General features: G+C 61.7%; 15 protein-coding genes. 7 read left to right on the forward strand and 8 right to left on the reverse strand.

What is annotated here, in order from left to right; genetic code table 11:
• Nucleotides 1–131: 131 nt before the first annotated feature.
• Nucleotides 132–1301, forward strand: coding sequence for an alpha-D-ribose 1-methylphosphonate 5-triphosphate diphosphatase (locus G9X64_RS10320; protein WP_171376520.1), 1170 nt, complete (start codon nucleotides 132–134; stop codon nucleotides 1299–1301).
• Here G9X64_RS10320 and purN read toward each other — a convergent pair.
• Together purN and purM are read right to left on the reverse strand one after the other, a co-directional pair.
• Nucleotides 1298–1969: a phosphoribosylglycinamide formyltransferase gene (gene purN / locus G9X64_RS10325; protein ID WP_171376521.1), complete on the reverse strand. Its 672-nt coding sequence runs from the start codon at nucleotides 1967–1969 to the stop codon at nucleotides 1298–1300. The genes G9X64_RS10320 and purN overlap by 4 nt on opposite strands.
• Complete coding sequence (gene purM, locus G9X64_RS10330) at nucleotides 1966–3039, reverse strand: phosphoribosylformylglycinamidine cyclo-ligase (RefSeq protein ID WP_171376522.1); 1074 nt, start codon at nucleotides 3037–3039, stop codon at nucleotides 1966–1968. Before purM ends, purN begins: the two co-directional genes overlap by 4 nt.
• 245 nt (nucleotides 3040–3284) lie before the next feature.
• On the opposite strand from purM, the gene G9X64_RS10335 reads away from it, so the two are divergent.
• The 4 genes from G9X64_RS10335 to ppx all read left to right on the forward strand — a co-directional run bounded on the left by G9X64_RS10335 (nucleotide 3285) and on the right by ppx (nucleotide 8919).
• A complete protein-coding gene (locus G9X64_RS10335; RefSeq protein ID WP_168309830.1) occupies nucleotides 3285–4409 on the forward strand; it encodes an AI-2E family transporter in 1125 nt (374 codons plus the stop codon).
• Nucleotides 4402–5115: a DnaA regulatory inactivator HdaA gene (gene hdaA, locus G9X64_RS10340; RefSeq protein ID WP_018241492.1), complete on the forward strand. Its 714-nt coding sequence runs from the start codon at nucleotides 4402–4404 to the stop codon at nucleotides 5113–5115. The genes G9X64_RS10335 and hdaA overlap by 8 nt, the downstream gene beginning before the upstream one ends.
• A 66-nt stretch (nucleotides 5116–5181) precedes the next feature.
• Complete coding sequence (locus tag G9X64_RS10345) at nucleotides 5182–7386, forward strand: RNA degradosome polyphosphate kinase (protein ID WP_171376523.1); 2205 nt, start codon at nucleotides 5182–5184, stop codon at nucleotides 7384–7386.
• Between the two features lie 12 nt (nucleotides 7387–7398).
• Entirely contained in the window at nucleotides 7399–8919 is a 1521-nt protein-coding gene (gene ppx, locus G9X64_RS10350; protein WP_171376524.1) for an exopolyphosphatase, read from the forward strand.
• A 276-nt stretch (nucleotides 8920–9195) separates the two neighbouring features.
• On the opposite strand, the gene G9X64_RS10355 is transcribed toward ppx, so the two are convergent.
• From G9X64_RS10355 to G9X64_RS10370, 4 genes are all read right to left on the reverse strand, one after another.
• Nucleotides 9196–10554 carry an esterase-like activity of phytase family protein gene (locus G9X64_RS10355; RefSeq protein WP_171376525.1) on the reverse strand — a complete coding sequence of 453 codons (1359 nt, stop codon included), beginning with the start codon at nucleotides 10552–10554 and terminating at the stop codon, nucleotides 9196–9198.
• Nucleotides 10555–10660: 106 nt separating this feature from the next.
• Complete coding sequence (locus G9X64_RS10360) at nucleotides 10661–11722, reverse strand: adenylate/guanylate cyclase domain-containing protein (protein WP_168309834.1); 1062 nt, start codon at nucleotides 11720–11722, stop codon at nucleotides 10661–10663.
• 177 nt (nucleotides 11723–11899) lie between these two features.
• Nucleotides 11900–13045, reverse strand: a complete 1146-nt coding sequence (gene rnd, locus G9X64_RS10365; protein ID WP_171376526.1) for a ribonuclease D — start codon at nucleotides 13043–13045, stop codon at nucleotides 11900–11902.
• Nucleotides 13046–13219: 174 nt separating this feature from the next.
• Nucleotides 13220–14611, reverse strand: a complete 1392-nt coding sequence (locus tag G9X64_RS10370; protein WP_168309835.1) for a multicopper oxidase family protein — start codon at nucleotides 14609–14611, stop codon at nucleotides 13220–13222.
• A gap of 253 nt (nucleotides 14612–14864) precedes the next feature.
• Here G9X64_RS10370 and aspS point away from each other — a divergent pair, with 253 nt between their 5' ends.
• A complete protein-coding gene (gene aspS, locus G9X64_RS10375; RefSeq protein WP_171376527.1) occupies nucleotides 14865–16655 on the forward strand; it encodes an aspartate--tRNA ligase in 1791 nt (596 codons plus the stop codon).
• Between the two features lie 63 nt (nucleotides 16656–16718).
• On the opposite strand, the gene G9X64_RS10380 is transcribed toward aspS, so the two are convergent.
• Nucleotides 16719–17885 (reverse strand): serine hydrolase domain-containing protein, encoded by a 1167-nt coding sequence (locus G9X64_RS10380; RefSeq protein ID WP_171376528.1) that lies wholly within the window; start codon nucleotides 17883–17885, stop codon nucleotides 16719–16721.
• Between the two features lie 66 nt (nucleotides 17886–17951).
• On the opposite strand from G9X64_RS10380, the gene G9X64_RS10385 reads away from it, so the two are divergent.
• Nucleotides 17952–18593: a TetR/AcrR family transcriptional regulator gene (locus tag G9X64_RS10385; protein WP_171376529.1), complete on the forward strand. Its 642-nt coding sequence runs from the start codon at nucleotides 17952–17954 to the stop codon at nucleotides 18591–18593.
• A gap of 58 nt (nucleotides 18594–18651) precedes the next feature.
• Here the strand turns inward: G9X64_RS10385 and G9X64_RS10390 are convergent, their stop codons facing one another.
• Complete coding sequence (locus tag G9X64_RS10390; protein WP_168309839.1) at nucleotides 18652–19839, reverse strand: aq_1923 C-terminal domain; 1188 nt, start codon at nucleotides 19837–19839, stop codon at nucleotides 18652–18654.
• Nucleotides 19840–20015 lie beyond the last annotated feature (176 nt).

Here is a 20015-nt window from a genome sequence, read left to right on the forward strand (position 1 = left end):
AACTGATTGGTCATGTATGGCAAAGCAAGAACGAAAAGAGTAAGAAGCTTGGAAGTTCTTCATGCAGTTGTCACGAAGCAGCTCTATGCGCTGCGGTTTATCAATCATCGGATGCGGTCAGGAGAAAGCCCATGTGGCTCAGCAATTTCACTCTCGTTCTCCCAGACGAGGTGGTGAGGGAAGGTTCCGTGCGTGTTGAAAATGGCACCATCGCCGAGATCAGGCCGGAGCCGGTCGCGGGTGCTGTTATCGACGGCGGCGGACGGCTTCTGATGCCCGGATTCGTCGATCTGCATGGCGACATGATCGAGCGCGAGATCGCCCCTCGGCCGAATGCGCATATGCCGATCGATTTCGGCATCCACGAACTCGACAAGAAGCTTGCCGCTGCCGGTGTCACCACGGCGTTTGCCGCCGTCTCCTTTGCGACCGAAAGCGTCTACGGCCACGTCCGCTCGCTGGAGACGACATCCGCGGTGATCGAAGGCATCAACCGCCTGCGTGACGATCTGCTGATCGACCACCGTGTCCACGCCCGTTACGAAATCACCAATGTCGGTGCAGCCGCGGCACTCGAGCGCCTGCTGAATGCCGATCAGATCGACATGGTTTCGCTCACCGACCACACGCCGGGCCAGGGCCAGTACAACAACCTGCAGAGCTACATCCTCAGCATTTCCGAGCGCCGTGCCATCTCCGAGGACATGGCGGCGGAGATCGTTGCCAAGCGCATCGCCATGCGTAGTCATCCTGAGATCGAAGCCAAGCTGAAGGAGATCGTCGCGCTGTCGCTGAAGCACAAGCTGTCGCTTGCCTCGCACGACGATGACAGCGTCGAAAAGGTCGCAGAGATGCATGATCTCGGCGTCACCATCAGCGAGTTTCCGGTCACCGCACCCGCCGCAGAAGAGGCGCGCCGCCGTGGCCTCTGGACGCTGATGGGCGCGCCGAACGCGCTGCGCGGCCAGTCGATGTCAGGCAATCTCAGCGCGCTCGATGCTGCAAGGGCAGGCATGCTGAGCGTCATCGCCGCCGACTATCATCCGGCTGCCTTCGTGCCCGGCATCTTCAAGCTTGCCGACATGGTGGAAGGCGGCTTGCCGGCAGCCGTTGCCATGGCGACCGGCAACGCGGCCCGATCCGCCGGGCTTCTGGACCGCGGCGAGATCGCCATCGGCCAGCGCGCCGATCTTGTCGTGGTCGAGCCGGGCGATATCAACCGCATCCGCGCCACCTTCCGCGCCGGCCGCTTCGTCTACAGCGACGGCACGCTGCATCCGTTGCGGGCTTTGGCGGCTTAAGCGCGGTCGCCGATCAGCGAAATCAGCTGGCCTTTGGGCGCGACAATCGAAGCCTCAGTGCCCACCGCCTTGCCGCCTTCCATCGTCACACGGCCTTCGGCAAAAAGCCGCAGCGCCTGTGGGTAGATCTGGTGCTCCACGGTGAGCACACGCGCGGCAAGGCTTTCGGCCGTGTCGCCGGAAAGAACCGGTACGGCCGCCTGGCCGATCACCGGCCCCTCATCCATGCCTTCGGTGACGAAATGCACCGTGCAGCCGGCGATCCGCATGCCGGCGTCGATCGCCCGCTGATGCGTATGCAGGCCGGGAAATAGCGGCAGCAGGGAAGGGTGGATGTTGAGCATCCGGCCTTCATAACGCTGGATGAAGGTCGCCGTCAGCAGCCGCATGTAGCCTGCCAGGCAGAGAATGTCGGGCGAAAGCTCATCGAGCGCCGAAAAGATTGCCGCCTCGTGCGCGTCCTTGCTGGCATAGTCCTTACGGGGAAAGGCGAAGGTGGCGATGCCTTCGGCGGCGGCCTTGGCAAGCCCGCCGGCATCCGCCTTGTCGGAGATGACGCCGACGATCTCGACCGGATAGTCGGTTGCCTTTGCCGCCGCAACCAGCGCCATCATGTTGGAGCCGCTGCCTGATATGAAGACGACGGCGCGTTTGCGCGGCGAGCTCATATGGCAAGCGTGCCCTTGTAGACCGTGCCGGCAGCGCCCTCGTCGCGGGCGATCATGCGGCCGAGCGTGATAACCGTCTCCCCCTCGGCTTCGAGTGCGGCGGAAACCGCCGCAACACTCTCACCGGCGACGACGGCGATCATGCCGACGCCACAGTTGAAGGTGCGCAGCATTTCCTTGGATTCGACGCCACCCGTCTTGGCGAGCCATGAAAACACCGGCGGCACCTTGACGGCGGCAAGATCGATCTCGGCCGCCAGATGCTTCGGCAGCACGCGCGGAATATTTTCCGGGAAGCCGCCGCCGGTGATGTGCGCCAGCGCCTTGATGGCGCCGGTCTCGCGGATCGCCTTCAAAAGCGGCTTCACATAGATACGCGTCGGCTCGAGCAGGGCTTCGCCGAGCTTCTTGTCTTCGGTGAACGGCGCCGGTGCATCCCAATCGAGGCCGGACAATTCGACGATCTTGCGCACCAGCGAGAAACCGTTGGAATGGACGCCGGAGGAGGCAAGGCCGAGGATCACGTCACCCTCGGCAATATCGCCTGACGGCAGGAGCTTGCCGCGTTCGGCAGCACCGACGGCAAAGCCCGCGAGATCGTAATCTCCGGAGGAATACATGCCGGGCATTTCGGCCGTCTCGCCGCCGATCAGCGCGCAGCCCGCCTCGCGGCAGCCGGCGGCAATGCCGCCGACGATAGCCGCGCCCTGGTCGGGGTCGAGCTTGCCGGTCGCGAAATAATCGAGGAAGAACAGCGGCTCGGCGCCCTGTACCACGAGATCGTTGACGCACATGGCGACGAGGTCGATGCCGACGGTGTCGTGATAGTCGGCATCGATCGCGATCTTCAGCTTGGTGCCGACGCCGTCATTGGCGGCGACGAGAACCGGATCGGTAAAGCCTGCCGCCTTGAGATCGAACAGTCCGCCGAAGCCGCCGATCTCGCCGTCGGCGCCGGGCCGGCGGGTAGAGCGCACCGCCGGCTTGATCTTCTCGACGAGGAGGTTGCCGGCATCGATGTCGACGCCCGCATCGCTATATGTCAGGCCGTTTTTCCCAGACTGGCTCATGCTGGTCTCCGATGGCTATTTCAGGCGGCAAACGTGCCGCGTCATCTGCCGGTCGCAATTGCATGACAGGGGCTTTTATGCAAGCGTTGCATGGCGAAAGCCCCCAATTTCCCGCTTCTTCCTCCGGCCTTTCCGGGATTTGGCGCGACAGGGTTGACCATCTTTGCACCTGCATCCTATGTGCTGAATGGCCGCTTCGGATCGGATGCGGCATCAGGCAGCGGCGAGCGATCAGCGGGGAAGCAATGCCACAGCAAGTCAGCGGCAACAGTCTCAAGCGCCAGATCTTCTTCTGGCTGGCGGTGCTCGTCTTCTTTATCGTCTTTTTGTATGTTTTCAGTTCGATCCTGCTACCCTTCGTGGCCGGCATGGCGATCGCCTATTTCCTCGACCCGGTGGCAGACCGGCTACAGCGGCTGGGCCTGAGCCGCATGATGGCGACGATCGTCATCCTGATTGCCTTCATCATCACCTTCACACTGGCGCTGATGATCCTCATCCCCGTGCTCGTCAGCCAGTTCAACGATTTCGCCGAGCGGCTGCCCGGTTATATCAGCCAGTTGCAGCAGTTCATCGACAATTCGAAGAACTCGCTGCTGCCGGAATGGATCAGGAGCCAGGCCGGCACGATCAAGGACAATTTCTCCGGCATCCTCTCCGAAGGCATGGGCTTTCTTACCGGTCTCTTCGCGCAGATCTGGAATTCCGGCAAGGCGATCGTCGACGTCATATCGCTGCTCGTCGTCACCCCCGTCGTCGCCTTCTATATCCTGCTCGATTGGGATCGCATGGTCTCCAAGGTCGATCAGTGGATCCCGCGCGATTATGTCAGCGATGTCCGCCAGATCGCCAGGGAAATCGACCAGGCGATCGCCGGTTTCATCCGCGGCCAGGGCTCGCTCTGCCTCATCCTCGGCATCTACTATGCCGCCGGCCTCTCTCTCGTCGGCCTGAATTTCGGCCTGCTGATCGGCCTCTTCGCCGGCATGATCAGCTTCATTCCCTATGTCGGCTCGCTGGTCGGTCTCGTTTTGTCCGTCGGCGTGGCGCTCGTGCAGTTCTGGCCGGATTATCCCTGGATCGGCCTGGTGCTCGTCGTCTTCTTCAGCGGCCAGTTCCTGGAAGGCAATATCCTGCAGCCGAAGCTCGTCGGCTCCAGCGTCGGCCTGCATCCGGTCTGGCTGATGTTTGCGCTGTTTGCCTTCGGCGCGCTCTTCGGTTTCGTCGGGCTTCTGGTTGCCGTGCCGGCGGCGGCGGCCGTCGGCGTCCTTGTTCGTTTCGCGCTTTCACGCTACCTTCAGAGCGATCTTTATTTTGGCGGGTCGCCTAGCGGCCGCGTTCAGAAGACGAAATCAGTTCCCAATGAATGACGTGAAAAACGCTGATCCGAAGCGCAAGGCCGGAGAGCAGCTGCCGCTGGTCTTTTCGCACGATGCCGCAAGCGGGCGCGACGACCTCCTGATCTCGGAGCGTCTCGCTGCCGCCGTTTCGATCGTCGATGCCTGGCCAGCATGGCCGTCGCCGGTCGTCGTGCTCGCCGGCCCCGTCGGCTCGGGAAAATCGCATCTCGCCCGCATCTGGCGGGAATTGAGCGGCGCCGTCGACATCCATCCCGAGCTTGGCTCGGACGCCGCGGTTGCCGCCGCCGCCGGACCGGTGCTGTTCGAGGACGCCGACCGCCTCGGCTTCGATGACAATGCGCTGTTCCACGTCATCAACAGCGTGCGCGAAAACGGCACCAGCCTGTTGATCACCAGCCGTCTCTGGCCAATGTCGTGGCCGGTTTTGCTGCCCGATCTTCGCTCGCGCCTGAAAGCGGCGACCGTCGTCGAGATCGGCGAACCCGATGAGGCGCTGTTGTCGCAGGTGATCGTCAAGCTCTTTGCCGACCGGCAGCTTTATATAGATGACAAACTCGTGCTCTATATCGTTAACCGGATGGAGCGGTCGCTGAACGCGGCCCAGACGATCGTCGAAAGGCTTGACCGGCTGGCCCTGTCGCGGGGCACGAAAATCACCCGGTCTCTTGCTGCCGAAGTATTGAATGAATTGGGAAATTCGGAACCGGCCGATTGACTGTCACAGTTCCGTCGTGAAACTGATATAATTGCCTTCGGCGATTGAAAATGGGGTAAGCGGACCATGGATAGTGCAGTCGCAGAACATCAGGAACTCACTCCGGAAACCAACGACAACACCCCCTCGCTGGAAGAGCTGCTCAAGAGCCCCGAGCGCTTCATCAACCGTGAATTCTCCTGGCTGCAGTTCAACCGCCGTGTCCTGGAAGAGACGCTGAATACCGAGCACCCGTTGCTCGAGCGCGTCCGCTTCCTGTCGATCTCGGCCGCCAATCTCGACGAGTTCTTCATGGTGCGCGTCGCCGGCCTCGAGGGCCAGGTACGCCAGAATATCGCTATCCGCAGCCCGGACGGCAAGACGCCGGCCGAGCAGCTCGACTCGATCCTGCAGGAGATCGACCATCTGCAGATGGAGCAGCAAGCCTCGCTCGCCGTATTGCAACAATATCTCGCCAAGGAAGATATCCTGATCGTGCGCCCCGGCGCGCTGAGCGAGGGCGACCGCCAGTGGCTGGCCGCCGAATTCGAACAGGCGATCTTCCCGGTGCTGACGCCGCTGTCGATCGATCCCGCCCATCCGTTCCCCTTCATTCCGAATCTCGGCTTCTCGATTGGTCTGCAGCTCGTCAGCAAGAACGGCCGCGAGCCGATGACGGCGCTGCTGCGCCTGCCGGTGGCGCTCGACCGCTTCGTCCGCCTGCCGGATGATGGAAACACAATCCGCTACATCACGCTGGAAGATGTCGCCAACATCTTCATCCATCGGCTCTACCCGGGTTACGAGGTGCAGGGCTCCGGTACGTTCCGCGTCATCCGCGACAGCGATATCGAAGTCGAGGAAGAAGCCGAGGATCTCGTCCGCTTCTTCGAAACGGCGCTGAAACGCCGCCGCCGCGGCAAGGTCATCCGCATCGAGACCGATTCGGAAATGCCGGCCTCGCTCCGTCAGTTCGTCGTTCAGGCGCTAAATATCCCCGACAATCGCGTCGCCGTTCTGCCGGGCCTGTTGGCGCTGAACACCCTGTCCGAGATCACCAAGGCGCCGCGCGACGATCTCAGGTTTCTTCCCTACAATGCGCGATTTCCCGAGCGCGTCCGCGAACATGCCGGCGACTGCTTCGCCGCCATCCGCGAAAAGGACATGGTCGTCCATCACCCTTACGAATCTTTCGACGTGGTGGTCCAGTTTCTTCTCCAGGCTGCGCGCGATCCTGACGTCCTGGCGATAAAGCAGACGCTTTACCGCACCTCCAACGACAGCCCGATCGTTCGCGCGCTGATCGATGCCGCCGAAGCCGGCAAGTCGGTGACGGCGCTGGTCGAGCTCAAGGCCCGCTTCGACGAAGAGGCGAACATCCGCTGGGCACGTGACCTCGAGCGCGCCGGCGTGCAGGTCGTCTTCGGCTTCATCGAGCTCAAGACCCACGCCAAGATGTCGCTGGTCGTCCGTCGCGAGGATGGCAAACTGCGCACCTATTGCCATCTCGGCACCGGCAACTATCACCCGATCACCGCGAAGATCTACACCGATCTCTCCTACTTCACCTGCAATCCCGTCATCGCCCACGACATGGCGAACATCTTCAACTTCATCACCGGCTACGGCGAGCCGGAACAGGGCATGCAGCTCGCGATCTCGCCCTATACGATGCGCTCGCGCATCCTGCGTCACATCGAGGAAGAGGTTCAGCACGCCAGGAACGGCGCGCCGGCGGCGATCTGGATGAAGATGAATTCGCTTGTCGATCCCGATATCATCGACGCGCTCTATCGCGCCAGCCATGCCGGCGTCGAGATCGATCTCGTCGTGCGCGGCATCTGCTGCCTGCGTCCGCAGGTGCCCGGCCTTTCGGAAAAGATCCGCGTCAAGTCGATCGTCGGCCGCTTCCTCGAGCACAGCCGCATCTTCTGCTTCGGCAACGGCCACGGCCTGCCGTCCGACAAGGCGCTGGTTTACATCGGCTCGGCCGACATGATGCCGAGAAACCTCGATCGCCGTGTCGAAACCATGGTTCCGCTGACGAACCCGACCGTTCACGAGCAGGTCTTGTCACAGATTATGCTCGGCAACGTGATTGACAATCAACAAAGCTACGAGATATTGCCCGACGGTACGTCGCGTCGCATGGAAGTGCGCAGAGGCGAAGAACCGTTCAATGCGCAGCAGTATTTCATGACCAATCCGAGCCTGTCAGGCCGTGGTGAAGCTTTGAAGTCCAGTGCGCCGAAGCTGATCGCCGGCCTGCTCGAAGGCCGCAACAACAAGTAAAACTGGACCTAAATGGTTGAATCTGAAGCCCAGGGGCGCCTTCCGGGGATCGCCCCGGTCTCCGTCGTCGATATTGGATCGAATTCCATTCGTCTTGTCGTCTACGAAGGCATGTCCCGTTCTCCGACCGTCCTCTTCAACGAAAAGGTCCTCTGCGGCCTCGGCAAGGGCGTCGCCCTTACCGGCAAGATGGATGAAGACAGCGTCGGCCGGGCTCTGGCGGCGCTGCACCGTTTCAAGGCTCTGTCCGACCAGGCGCGCGCCGCCACCATGTATGTGCTGGCGACGGCGGCCGCGCGAGAGGCGAGCAACGGTCCCGATTTCATTCATCAGGCAGAAACCATCCTTAACCGCAAGGTGCGCGTGCTCTCGGGCGAGGAGGAGGCGAAATTCGCATCGCTCGGTATCATCAGTGGTTTCTACAATCCTGACGGCATTGCCGGCGATCTCGGCGGCGGCTCGCTGGAGCTGATCGATATCAAAGGCAAGGAAGTCGGCAAGGGCATCACGCTGCCGCTTGGCGGCCTGCGCCTGTCGGAATATGCCGGCGGGTCGCTCTCCAAGGCGCAGACCTTTGCCCGCAAGCAGTTGAAGACGGCAAAGCTGCTATCGAAAGGTGAGGGGCGCACCTTCTACGCCGTCGGCGGCACCTGGCGAAACATCGCCAAGCTGCACATGGAAATCACGCATTATCCGCTGCACATGATGCAGGGCTATGAGGTGCCGCTCGAAGCCATGATGTTGTTCCTCGACCAGGTGGTGGCCGCGCGCGATTCCAGGGAGCCGGCGCTGCAGGCCGTTTCCAAGCACCGCCGTTCGCTGCTGCCCTTCGGCGCCATCGCCATGAAGGAAGTCCTGAGCGCGATGAAGCCGTCGTTGATTTCCTTCTCGGCGCAGGGTGTGCGCGAGGGATATCTCTATTCGCTGCTGTCGGAGGCCGAGCGCCGCGCCGATCCGCTGCTGGCCGCCGCCGGCGAACTGGCGATCCTGCGTGCCCGTTCGCCCGAGCATGCCCGCGAGCTGGCGGAGTGGACCGGCCGCATGATGCCCCTCTTCGGCATCCAGGAAACCGACGAGGAAAGCCGCTACCGTCAGGCCGCCTGTCTGCTGGCCGATATCAGCTGGCGCGCCCATCCAGACTATCGCGGCCTGCAGGCGCTGAACGTCATCGCCCACTCGTCCTTCGTCGGCATCAGTCATCCTGGCCGCGCTTTCATCGCGCTTTCCAACTATTACCGTTTCGAAGGCCTGCATGACGACGGCGCCACCGGCCCGCTGGCGCAGATCGCCACGCCGCAGCTCATCGAGCGCGCCAAGCTGCTCGGCGGCATGCTGCGCGTCGTCTATCTCTTCTCGGCCTCGATGCCCGGCATCGTGAAGAACCTGACCTTCCGCAAATCGTCGAACCCGGACCTCGACCTCGAATTCGTCGTGCCTCCCGAGTATCGCGACTTTGCGGGCGAACGCCTGGACGGTCGCCTGCAGCAGCTGTCGAGGCTGACGAACAAACGTCTGGCGTTTCGGTTCGAGTAGCTCTGATTTACAACCCGACTTGTGCCGAGGAGGCCCCCCTCTGGCCTGCCGGCCATCTCCCCCACAGGTGGGGAGATTACAAGTGGCATGACCTTCCCGCATCTTGAACGTCAAGCCGAGTTGAATCGCTGATTGTTTGGGGAAGCCCCTGCGCCCAGCCAATCTCCCCACCTGTGGGGGAGATGCCCGGCAGGGCAGAGGGGGCACACACGGCACAGCGTCAACGAAAAAGGCGGCGCCTTCGCGCCGCCCTCTCTATCTCACATCACGCTCGAATTACTTCGCGTTCAAAAACTCGCCGACCTCAAGCAAGCTGAACTCGTTATTGTCGGCCTTGTCGACCGCGCGACCGGCCGAGAAGGGCAGGTTGTTGTCGTTGCCGATGATGACGTGGGTGGCGTCGACGCGGTCGACGTTTTCGATCGTCACGAACGGCATGTCGTAGACGCCGTCCTTGCTGCCGGCCTTCTTCTTGTTGTCGGGGTCCTGGATGTTCAGGAGGTCGATATAGCCGATCTTGCGGACGGCCTTGCCGACATTGGCATCGTTGAACTCGATCTTGTAGACGCGCTTCAGCACGGCCGGAGCTTCGAAGCAATCCGGCTTCGGCTGCTTCGGGTCGGCGCAGGCCTTGTCCGTCGTGCCGGCGCCGTTATCGCGCTCGATGACGAGAGCGGTCGTGTCGTCGAGCATGTTGAAGTCGCCGATCGACACGCCCTTGTCCTCGAACGGATAGAGCCAGCTGCGGCCGGTCCACTTCTTCGAAGCGACATCGAACTCGATGACGCGGACGGCGGTGTGGCCGTCGACCGTTTCCACCGTGCCGTCATCCTTGTAGATGGCGCCTTCGAGCAGGCCGTAGAGCTTGGCGCCGTCCTTCGACATGGCGAGACCCTCGAAGCCGCCGGAGCGCTTCAGATTGAAGACCGGCATCTTGGCGGCCGGGTTGGCCGGGACCGAGAGAAGCGGATTGTCGGGCGAAAGCACCGGCTTGCCGTCGAGCGTCGTCGGGATGACGTCGGTGAGGCGGCCTGATATGTCGAACTTCAGGATGTAGGGACCGAATTCGTCGCCGAGCCAGAAGCCGTCGGCAACCGGCTGGATCGATTCGATGTCGAAGTCGGCGCCGGTGAGATAACGCGTATCGGTGCCTTCGAGAACGATCGGGAACGGAGCGATCTTGTTCGGATCGGAGAGGAAGAGGTTCTTGACGACTTCAGCCTTGTTGCCGGCCCAGTCGAACTTCATCTGGTGCAGGAAGAGCATGGAGTCCGACGAATTGGACTTCGAGCCGAAACCGTTGTCGGAGAGCGTCCAGAAGGTGCCGTCGGCCATCGTCTTGACGCCGGAAAAACCCTGGATCGGCTGGCCGTCGAAAGGAAGCTTCAGGTCGGTGACGCGGGCGCCGTCCTTACCGGGGACGGTGCCGAGCGCTTCGGTACGCTTGCGGTCCGGCGTTGTAAACTTGCCGGAATGCTTGAGAAATTCGGGGGCATCGGCCGGTGCCGGAACCATGGTGTTGGCAGGCAGGATCGCCTGGCCGGCGAGCTTGGCCGGGAACTGCTGCTGGTCGGCCGAAGCAGAGCCCGCGACCAGGATAAAAAGCGATACGGAAGCAAAAAGGACGTTCTTCATAATATCCCCGTGGAGCGGATTGCAAAGGCCTTCCGCTTAGCAGGGCTTCCGTGTCAGCGAATTGACGGTTGGGTGAAGCTTTGGTGACGTAAGGTCAAGACCGTGCTCAGCCGTGCAGAATGACGGCCGGCGTGTTCAGCACGGTGACCGCGCGCGAGGAAAGCGCCATGACGCCGAGTGCCTGGCCGCGTCCCTTCACCGCATGGGTGCCGAGATCCTCGCAGGATATGTCGTCGGGAAAATTCATGCGCCGGGCAAGCTCGGTGGAGATCAAAACCGATCGGTTCAGACTGCGGCAGAGCGTCTCCAGCCGGGCGGTGGTGTTCACCGTATCGCCGAAATAGCTGATCTTGTGATGGTCGACGCCGATTTCGGCGGTGATGATCTCGCCGCCGTGGAGGGCGGCGCGGAGCTTCGGCACCTGCCCGTAATTCTTTCGCCAGCCGGCGGCGTTGGCGTCGATATCGGCGAGGATATCGAAGATGCAGCGCACGCAACGCGCATCCTTGACGCCGCGGGCAAGTGGCCAGGTGATGATCGCAGCATCGCCGACATAGTCGTTGATCATGCCCTTGTGACGCCTGACGGGCTCGGCGAAGGTCGCAAACAGCGAGCTCAGCAGTTGTTGCGCCCTGAGGTCGCCGTGCTTTTCGGCAAAAGCCGTCGAATCGACGAGGTCGATGAACAGGAAGACGCGCTCTTCCCTGACCGGATTGCGATAGCGGCTGATGAGCATGCTGAGGAAAACTTCACGACCAAGCAGTTCCCGCACGCGCAAGACGAAGATCAGCATCGTGCAGACCGCAAGCGCATAGAGGAAGACCTCGAACGGCATGATGACGAGGTCGAGGAGCGACACCGGCTTCACCATGCCGAGCCACCAGAGCAGCAGGCCGGCGCAGGCAAAGCCGATGCTCATCAGGATTTCGTAGATCAGCAGCTCGGTGATGATGAAGGCGAAGGTCGGCAGCTTCTGGATGCGCCTGTAGAGTGCTCGAAACAGTACCTTGCGCTCGAAGGCGAGGATCGGCATGCCGATGAAGAGCGCGAAGATCGCCCCGATGATCGGCGTCTGATTAGAGTAGAACATCAGATCATAGATGACGCCGCTGGCCGCAAGGACGATCGTGATCAGGATCCAATTCTGTGTCGGAGATATTTCCCGCATGCCGCCTCTGCGCCGTGATGTTTCTTCCCGCCATTGTTTCAGGCCGGAAAAAACCGTCAAGCGAATTCGAAATTACAGCGCCGCGCGTCTTTTCCAGACACGCGGCGCTGTAGCACTTTGAATGGCTGCATAATTTTGTTCTTAAACCGATGCCGATTTAAGGCGAGTGTAGTCGCCTCAGAGGCTGACGGTTTCGACCTTGCGGTCGACGAAACGCAGGGCGATCGCGCCTTGGATCAGCTGCAGTGCCGGCTCGCCGAAAAGATCGCGCCGCCAGCCGTGCAGGGCAGCGACTTCGGCCTTCTCGCCTTCGGCGGCGATCTTGTCGAGATCTTCGCTATTGGCGATCACCTTTGGCGCCACGCCGTGTTTTTCCGAAATGAGCTTCAGCAGCACCTTCAACAATTCGACGGCAGCAGCAGCCCCTTCGGGCGCCTGCGCCTGGCGTGGCACATGGGGCATATCGGCCTTCGGAAGAGCAAGCGCCGTGTTGACGGCCTCAACGACCGCGGCGCCGGAAGTCGAACGCTCCCAACCCTTCGGAATGGTGCGCAGACGGCCGAGCGCCTCGGTATCCTTAGGCTGCTGCTGGGCGATCTCGTAGATCGCATCATCCTTCAGCACCCGCGAACGCGGCACGTTGCGGGCCCGCGCCTCGCGTTCGCGCCAGGCGGCGACATATTTCAGGATCGCCAGCTCCTGCGGCTTGCGCAGGCGCATCTTCAGCCGCTGCCAGGCATCGTCCGGATGCATGTCGTAGGTTTCGCGCGACTCGAGAATGTCCATTTCCTCGGAGAGCCAGGAGGTGCGGCCTTCGCGTTCCAGTTCCGCCTTCAGCGACAGGTAGACGTCGCGCAGGTGGGTGACGTCGGCCAGCGCATAATCCAGCTGTTTGTCCGAGAGCGGCCGGCGGCTCCAGTCGGTGAAGCGCGAAGACTTGTCGATATGGACGTTCTTGATGCGGCTGACCAGCTGGTCATAGGAGACGCTGTCGCCGAAGCCGCAGACCATGGCGGCGACCTGCGTGTCGAAGATCGGATGCGGAATGAGATTGCCGCGATTGAAGATGATTTCGATGTCCTGGCGGGCCGCATGAAAGACCTTCAGCACCTTCGTATCGGCCATCAGCTCGAAGAAGGGGGCGAGATCGATGCCCTTGGCCAGCGGGTCGACGAGAACTTCCGTCGTTGGGCTTGCCATCTGGATCAGGCAGAGCTCCGGCCAGAAGGTCGTTTCGCGCAGGAATTCGGTGTCGATGGTGATGAAGTCGGACTTGGCCAGCTCTTTGCAGGCGGCCGCCAAATCGGCGGTGGTTTCGATCATATCATTTCATTCGCAAGGAAAAGGTCGGTTAAACCTTCCTTCTCCTTTCGGTTCGATATGTCAATACAACAGCATACGCTTCGAGCATTGCTGGCGAAGAATCACGTCCAAACTGAGGCAAGGCGCGAACGCCGGCGCGAAGCACAGCCGCAACCGCGGCGAAAGCGCACTGTCTCAGCTGACCCTGAGATAGCTCGTCATCCCCGTCTTCTGATGCTCGATGATATGGCAATGCAGCAGCCAGTCGCCTGGATTATCGGCGACGAAGGCAAGCTGCACCTTCTCGTCCGGCTGGATGAGATAGGTATCGGAGGTGAGCGGCATCACCTCCCGCGTCGAGGAGGAGATCACCGTGAAGCTCATCCCGTGCAGATGGATCGGATGCGCATGCGGCGTGGTATTTTCCAGATTGAAGACATAGCTCTTGCCGAGCTTCAATTCCGCAAGCGGCGCCGTCGGATCGGGCGTGTCGCCCGGCCACGGCACCTTGTTGATGGCCCAGAAACTGTAGCCCAGCGAGCCGCAGATGCTTTCGACGGCGGCATTCTCGGCGGTGGCGCTCAGTACCAGCGGGATCTGCTCGGCGGCGGAAAGATCGGCCTTAGGGACGGGGTTGTCGACAAGCGGTCCGAGATCGCCGATGGCGCGCTTCAACGATGATCCGACCGCGCGCAGGCTGGCGATCACCTTCGGCGCCGTGCCGCGAATATCCTCGAGCGTCGCGACGGCGCCTTCACCATCCGGCATGCGCACGGCAAGATCGAGCCGTTGACCCGGTCCGATCTGCAGCAGGTCGAGGGAAAAACGCTTCGGCACCGGATTGCCGTCGATTGCAATCACGGTCGCATCGGCGCCTTCCATCTTCAGCGAGAAGATCCGCGTCACGTCGGTGACCGCGATGCGCAGCCGCACCAGCCCGCCGGCCGGCGCGTCATATCGCGGCTCCTGGTGCCAGTTGGCGGTCCGCACCGTGCCGTAGGTGCCGGTCTTGGCAGCGTCGCGCGGCCGGAAGGGGGCAATGAATTGTCCGTTGCCGCCGAGCCGCCAGTCGCGCAGGTTCAGCACCACCTCGGCATCGAATTCCGGATCGGCCGGATCTTCGACGACGATGACGCCGGTCATGCCGTGCCCCATCTGCGTCAGCGTGTTGCAATGTGGATGATACCAGAAGGTGCCGGCATCCGGCGGTGTGAAGGCATAGTCGAAGCTGTCGCCGGTATAGACGTAGGGCTGCGTCATGAACGGCACGCCGTCCATGCGATTGTCGATGCGAAGCCCGTGCCAGTGGATCGTCGTCGGCTCGTCGAGCCCATTTTTCAGCCGCGCCGCATAGGGTCGCCCCTTCCTCATCCGTACAACCGGCGGCATGCCATCATGGCCCCAGCTCATGATATCCTTGGTCGGTCCCGCCTCGGTCAGCATGGTTTCGGTCTTTACCGCCGTCAGCAGCTGCGGCTCGGGAGCCGCCTCGGCAAACCCGAATTTACTGGCAACGCCGATGCCGACACCATAGGCGCCCGCGACAGCGGATGCCTTGAGAAGGTTGCGGCGGCTAAGGAGAGGCATGCGGATGCTCCACGGTGAGAATGCCGATCCTTTTAAAGTTGACCGACATCTTCATCAATACAGGAAGCGCGGCCAAACTGCCGCAGCATGCGGGTCGCAGCCTCGCCATAAACGCGTGTCAAACGCTCAGCCGCTTGCGCCAAGCCTTGACAAATCGGAGCGTCCATGCGCTTTTCCGCCCGATTTTCTTGTCGGCGCTTGAGGGTCTTGGAACCCTTGCTGCCGTCTTAAGCCACATCCAGGATTTGAGATCATGCATCGCTACCGCAGCCACACATGCGCCGCCCTCCGCAAGTCGGATGTCGGCTCGACCGTCCGTATCTCCGGCTGGGTTCACCGCGTTCGCGACCATGGCGGCGTTCTATTCATCGACCTTCGCGACCATTACGGCATCACCCAGGTCGTTGCCGATCCCGACAGCCCGGCCTTCAAGATGGCGGAAACCGTGCGTGGAGAATGGGTCATCCGTATCGATGGCCTCGTCAAGGCCCGCACCGAAGACACCGTCAACAAGAGCATGGCGACCGGCGAGATAGAGCTCTATGCGCAGGAGATCGAAATCCTCTCCGCCGCCAAGGAATTGCCGCTGCCGGTCTTCGGCGAGCCGGATTATCCCGAAGACGTCCGCCTGAAGTATCGCTTCCTCGATCTTCGCCGCGAAACGCTGCACAAGAACATCGTCAAGCGCACCCAGGTCATCTCCGCCATGCGCCGCGAAATGGGCAATGTCGGCTTCACCGAATATACGACGCCGATCCTGACGGCTTCTTCGCCGGAGGGCGCGCGGGACTTCCTGGTGCCGAGCCGCATCCATCCCGGCACTTTCTATGCGCTGCCGCAGGCGCCGCAGCAGTACAAGCAACTGCTGATGGTGGCCGGCTTCGACCGTTATTTCCAGATCGCGCCCTGCTTCCGCGACGAAGACCCGCGTGCCGATCGCCTGCCGGGTGAATTCTACCAGCTCGACCTCGAAATGAGCTTCGTCACCCAGGAGGACGTCTGGGACACGATGGGTCCGCTGATGACCGGCATTTTCGAAGAGTTCGCCGAAGGCAAGCCGGTCACCAAGGAATGGCCGCGCATCCCCTATGACGAGGCGATCCGTAAATATGGTTCGGACAAGCCGGACCTGCGCAACCCCATCGTCATGGAAGCGGTCACCGAACATTTCGCCGGCTCCGGCTTCAAGGTTTTCGCAGGCATGATCGCCTCCAACCCGAAGGTCGAGATCTGGGCTATTCCGGCCAAGACCGGCGGTTCCAGAGCGTTCTGCGATCGCATGAATGCCTGGGCGCAGTCGACCGGTCAGCCTGGCCTTGGCTACATCTTCTGGCGCAAGGAAGGTGACAAGCTCGAGGGTGCCGGCCCGCTTGCAAAGAACATCGGCGAGGAGCGTACCGACGCGATCCGTACCCAACTCGGCCTCGATGACGGTGACGCCTGCTTCTTCATTGCCGGCGATCCGGCGAAGTTCTACAAGTTTGCCGGTGAAGCCCGCACCAAGGCCGGCGAAGAGCTGAACCTTGTCGATCGCGACCGTTTCGAACTCTGCTGGATTGTCGACTTCCCGTTCTTCGAATGGAGCGAGGAAGAAAAGAAGGTCGATTTCGCGCACAACCCGTTCTCGATGCCGCAGGGCGGCCTCGATGCGCTGCAGAACCAGGATCCACTGACGATCAAGGCATTCCAGTACGACGCCGTCTGCAACGGTTTCGAAATCGCCTCGGGCTCGATCCGTAACCAGTCGCCGGAAACCATGGTCGCCGCATTCGAAAAGGTCGGCCTCAGCCAGCAGGACGTCGAAGACCGTTTCGGCGGCCTCTACCGCGCCTTCCAGTACGGCGCGCCCCCGCATGGTGGCGCCGCCTTCGGCATCGACCGCATTGTCATGCTGCTCGTCGGCGCGAAGAACCTGCGCGAAATCTCGCTGTTCCCGATGAACCAGCAGGCCCAGGACCTGCTGATGGGTGCGCCGAGCCCGGCAACCCCGACGCAGCTGCGCGAGCTCTCGATCCGACCGATCCCGCCGGTCAAGAAAGACTGAGATCATCTGATCCCAAATGCAAAAGCCCGGCAAATCGCCGGGCTTTTCATTTTGTTCGCTCGCTCACAATGACGCGTAGATCGCCTCGCGAAGATCGACTGTGAACTTGCCCCACATGCCTTCCAGCGTCGTGTTGGTCAGCGCAACGACGGTCAGCCCGTTGACCGGATCGATGAACCAGCTATGGCCGTAGACGCCGCCCCATTTCAACGTGCCCTTGGGGAAGGGGACGCCTGCCTCGGCCGGATTGGTGATGACTGACCAGCCGAAGCCAAAGCCGGAGCCGGGTTCGTGCTGCTGACGGTGCCCGCTGGCCTGGTCGGTCATCATCATCCCTACGGTTTCGATCGAGAGCAGCGGTGCGCCACCCCTGCGGATGGTTTCGAGTATGGCGAGCACGTCACCTGCCGTTCCCGCCATGCCGGCGCCGCCCGAATGATAGGAGGCGGGGTCGAAGATACGGTTCGGCGCGAAGCGGATCGGACCCATCAGCGACATCACCAGCGCAGTCTCGCCCATCAGCACCGGTTCCGGTGAAGCGTTCATATAGGCCGCGGCAAGCCGGCTGCGATCGCGAACCGAAAACGCCGTATCGGCAAGGCCAAGCGGTTTTGTCACCAGATCAGTGACGACCTCGCCCAGCGGCACGCCGGTTTCCGCCTCGATGACGCCGCCCAGAACATCCATGGCGACGGAATATTGCCAGTCGCTGCCCGGCGCGAAGCGCAGCGGTGCGCTGGCGATCCGCCGCAGGTTCTCGGCCAGCGGCAGTCCCGGTTCGTCGAGGCCGTCGGAAACGCCGGCGCGGGCATAAGAACCGTCCTCTTCGAAGAAGCTGTAGCTGAGGCCGGATGTATGGGTCAGCAGCTGGCGAATGCGAATGGTTGCTTCGCTGCCATCAGGCAGCCTCGGTCGAAAGTCCGGCAGCCATCTCGTCACCGCGTCGTCGAGCCCGATTCTTCCCTGCTCGACGAGCCGCATCGCGGCGATGGTGACGATCGGCTTGGTGATGGAGGCAAGCCTGAAGATGGTGTCCTCGCGCATCGGCAGACCGCTTTCGCGGTCGGCAAGGCCGGCGGCGCGGCTATGCACGATCTCTCCGTCGCGCGCGACGAGCACCACCGTTCCAACCAGACGCTTTTCGGTAAGCGCACTTGTGATGGCCTCATCGACCACTGCCGCCAGCGATGAATTCCTGTCGGCATCCGCCGTTTCGAGGGGAAGACTCATCAGATTAAATCTCCTATAATCACAATGACCGTTCCTGAATATAGCAGGCCGCTTCGAATTTCTAGAGTGATCATTGTGAAAAATGCTACGGACATGAAAAAGTCTACCGCCCGCCGCCGCGGCCGACCGCCGGCTTTCGACCGCGAGACCGTGCTGTCGGCGGCCCGCGAGACCTTCTGGGCGCGTGGATACGAGGGCGCCTCGATCGCCGATCTCACCGCCGCCATGGGCATCACGCCGCAAAGCCTCTATGCCGCCTTCAATTCGAAGGCCGATCTCTATCGCGCGGCGCTCGAGCAATATCGCGGACTGGGCGCCGACACGTTTTCCGCGCTCGGCGAGCCGATCGACACCGTATCCGCCTTCGAGCGCATATTGCGGGGCTCGGCGGCGATTTTCTCGGCTCCGGAGCATCCGAAAGGCTGCATGATTTCGACGGCTGTGCTGAATTGCGCCAGCGAGAACGACGTGATCGCCGACCATGTCGCAGCGATGCGCCGTCGGTCGCTGGACGCTTTCACGGCGAGGATCGAGCGCGGCATCCGCGAGGGCGACATGAAGGCCGGGACGAATGCTCGCGCGCTAGCGCGGTTTCTTGGCGCCATCATCCAGGGCATGTCGGTGCAGGCGAGGGACGGCGCATCGCTAGAGGAATTGCTTGATATTGCAGTCCTCGCCATCGCCGAGGTCGGCCGCCACCGCGCCTAAAAACGAAAAGGCCCGGCAGTTCACGACTGCCGGGCCCTTGATCGCAAGATCGACGCAATCAGTCGTTGGCGGTAACCTTGACGCCAAGCACTTGCGGCAGCGTGTTCGGAGCGCCCATGGCGGCGCCCACGATCGTCGGGAACGGTACCGGCTTTTCAGGAGCGGCCTTGACGGTCAGGCTCTTCGGATCGTCGAGGAAGGTGTTTACGGCAGCCGAAACGGCGTTCTGCAGTTCCGGGATATTGAACTGCGCCAGCATGATCGGCGTCATCGCCTTCAGCGAATCCGCCATCTGCTTGCCGGAAATGTTCTGCTGTGCACCGGCATAATCGAGCGCGCGCTTGGTGATCGAGGCATCTTCGAAACGCACCTGCGCGGCCTCGAAGGAAAGCTGCTGCATCAGGCCGAGCATGGCAAGACCGAGCGCCTGCTGCGATTCTTCCTTGTTCGGGTTGGCTTCGGATTGCTTCATCGCATCCTGCAGCGACTTCACGAAGGCCATCGTGTAGCCCGAGATCTTGAAGCCAAGGTTCAGCTTGCCGATGTTGGTGAAGTCGAAGGCGAATTCTGAAATGTCGATCGTGCCGGGCGCGAGTTCCCAGGCGCCCTTCATGGTGATGTCGCCCTGGATGTGCTGCAGGGCCAGCTTCTCAATGGCGTCCTTGCTTTGCGGATCCTCGGCTTTGCTGAGATCGGCCTTCATGCTTTTGAAGGCGCCGTCGAAATCGAAGCCGGATTCGTCTTCGCGCAGCGTCAAGTTGACGTCGCTTTCGAGCACCGAGAACAATTCCGCCCCATCCTTGACCACCTTCAGTGGGCCGGTATGGGCAGTCTCGTAGAGCATCATGGTATCGAGCGTGTCGCCGCCCGGTGTTGCCGGGATCGAGATGCCGCCGAGCGTCAGCTCCTGCGCCGTGACCGTGACGCCGTCTTTCGTGGTGTTGATATCGGGGAAGGCAGCCTCTTCGATGTAATAGCCGCCATCCTCGTCTTCTTCGACGCCGGAGAGGGTGACTTCGCCGACGGCCAGGCTTTCGCCGCCGGCCGATTTGACGCTGACATTCTTCAGCGTCGCGGTCGTGCCGTCGATATCGACGCTGTCAGCCGAAATCGTTCCGCCCTGTGCGGCATAGGCGGCATTGAGCTTCTTCAGCAGATCGGCGCCGTCGAGAGCGAAAGCCGAGCCGGCAAGCGAGAAAAAGGCTGCGCTCGATAGCATCAGCCGCGTTGTCCGGTAAAAGTTCATGGGGTGATTCCTCTGGTGGCGTGGTGGCGGTTGGAAATCTGCAGTGACGCTACTACGGATTAGGCCTGCTTTATATTTGCCGACCTCTAAATTTTTGTTGAGAGGAACGGCAAACGAAGTCCAAATTGGGGCGGAGCGTTTGTCTCATCCTTTGATGTCGGTCCCAAGACTTCATC

It is taken from the genome of Rhizobium sophorae (genome assembly GCF_013087515.1).
Taxonomy (GTDB): domain Bacteria; phylum Pseudomonadota; class Alphaproteobacteria; order Rhizobiales; family Rhizobiaceae; genus Rhizobium; species Rhizobium sophorae.

Coding starts and splice junctions, on each gene's coding strand:
- G9X64_RS10360 (WP_168309834.1), bottom strand. CDS start 11,722: ATGCGGGAAATATCTCCGACACAGAATTGGATCCTGATCACGATCGTC.
- G9X64_RS10320 (WP_171376520.1), top strand. CDS start 132: ATGTGGCTCAGCAATTTCACTCTCGTTCTCCCAGACGAGGTGGTGAGG.
- purN (WP_171376521.1), bottom strand. CDS start 1,969: ATGAGCTCGCCGCGCAAACGCGCCGTCGTCTTCATATCAGGCAGCGGC.
- aspS (WP_171376527.1), top strand. CDS start 14,865: ATGCATCGCTACCGCAGCCACACATGCGCCGCCCTCCGCAAGTCGGAT.
- ppx (WP_171376524.1), top strand. CDS start 7,399: ATGGTTGAATCTGAAGCCCAGGGGCGCCTTCCGGGGATCGCCCCGGTC.
- G9X64_RS10355 (WP_171376525.1), bottom strand. CDS start 10,554: ATGAAGAACGTCCTTTTTGCTTCCGTATCGCTTTTTATCCTGGTCGCG.
- G9X64_RS10390 (WP_168309839.1), bottom strand. CDS start 19,839: ATGAACTTTTACCGGACAACGCGGCTGATGCTATCGAGCGCAGCCTTT.
- G9X64_RS10335 (WP_168309830.1), top strand. CDS start 3,285: ATGCCACAGCAAGTCAGCGGCAACAGTCTCAAGCGCCAGATCTTCTTC.
- rnd (WP_171376526.1), bottom strand. CDS start 13,045: ATGATCGAAACCACCGCCGATTTGGCGGCCGCCTGCAAAGAGCTGGCC.
- hdaA (WP_018241492.1), top strand. CDS start 4,402: ATGAATGACGTGAAAAACGCTGATCCGAAGCGCAAGGCCGGAGAGCAG.
- G9X64_RS10380 (WP_171376528.1), bottom strand. CDS start 17,885: ATGAGTCTTCCCCTCGAAACGGCGGATGCCGACAGGAATTCATCGCTG.
- G9X64_RS10345 (WP_171376523.1), top strand. CDS start 5,182: ATGGATAGTGCAGTCGCAGAACATCAGGAACTCACTCCGGAAACCAAC.
- G9X64_RS10370 (WP_168309835.1), bottom strand. CDS start 14,611: ATGCCTCTCCTTAGCCGCCGCAACCTTCTCAAGGCATCCGCTGTCGCG.
- purM (WP_171376522.1), bottom strand. CDS start 3,039: ATGAGCCAGTCTGGGAAAAACGGCCTGACATATAGCGATGCGGGCGTC.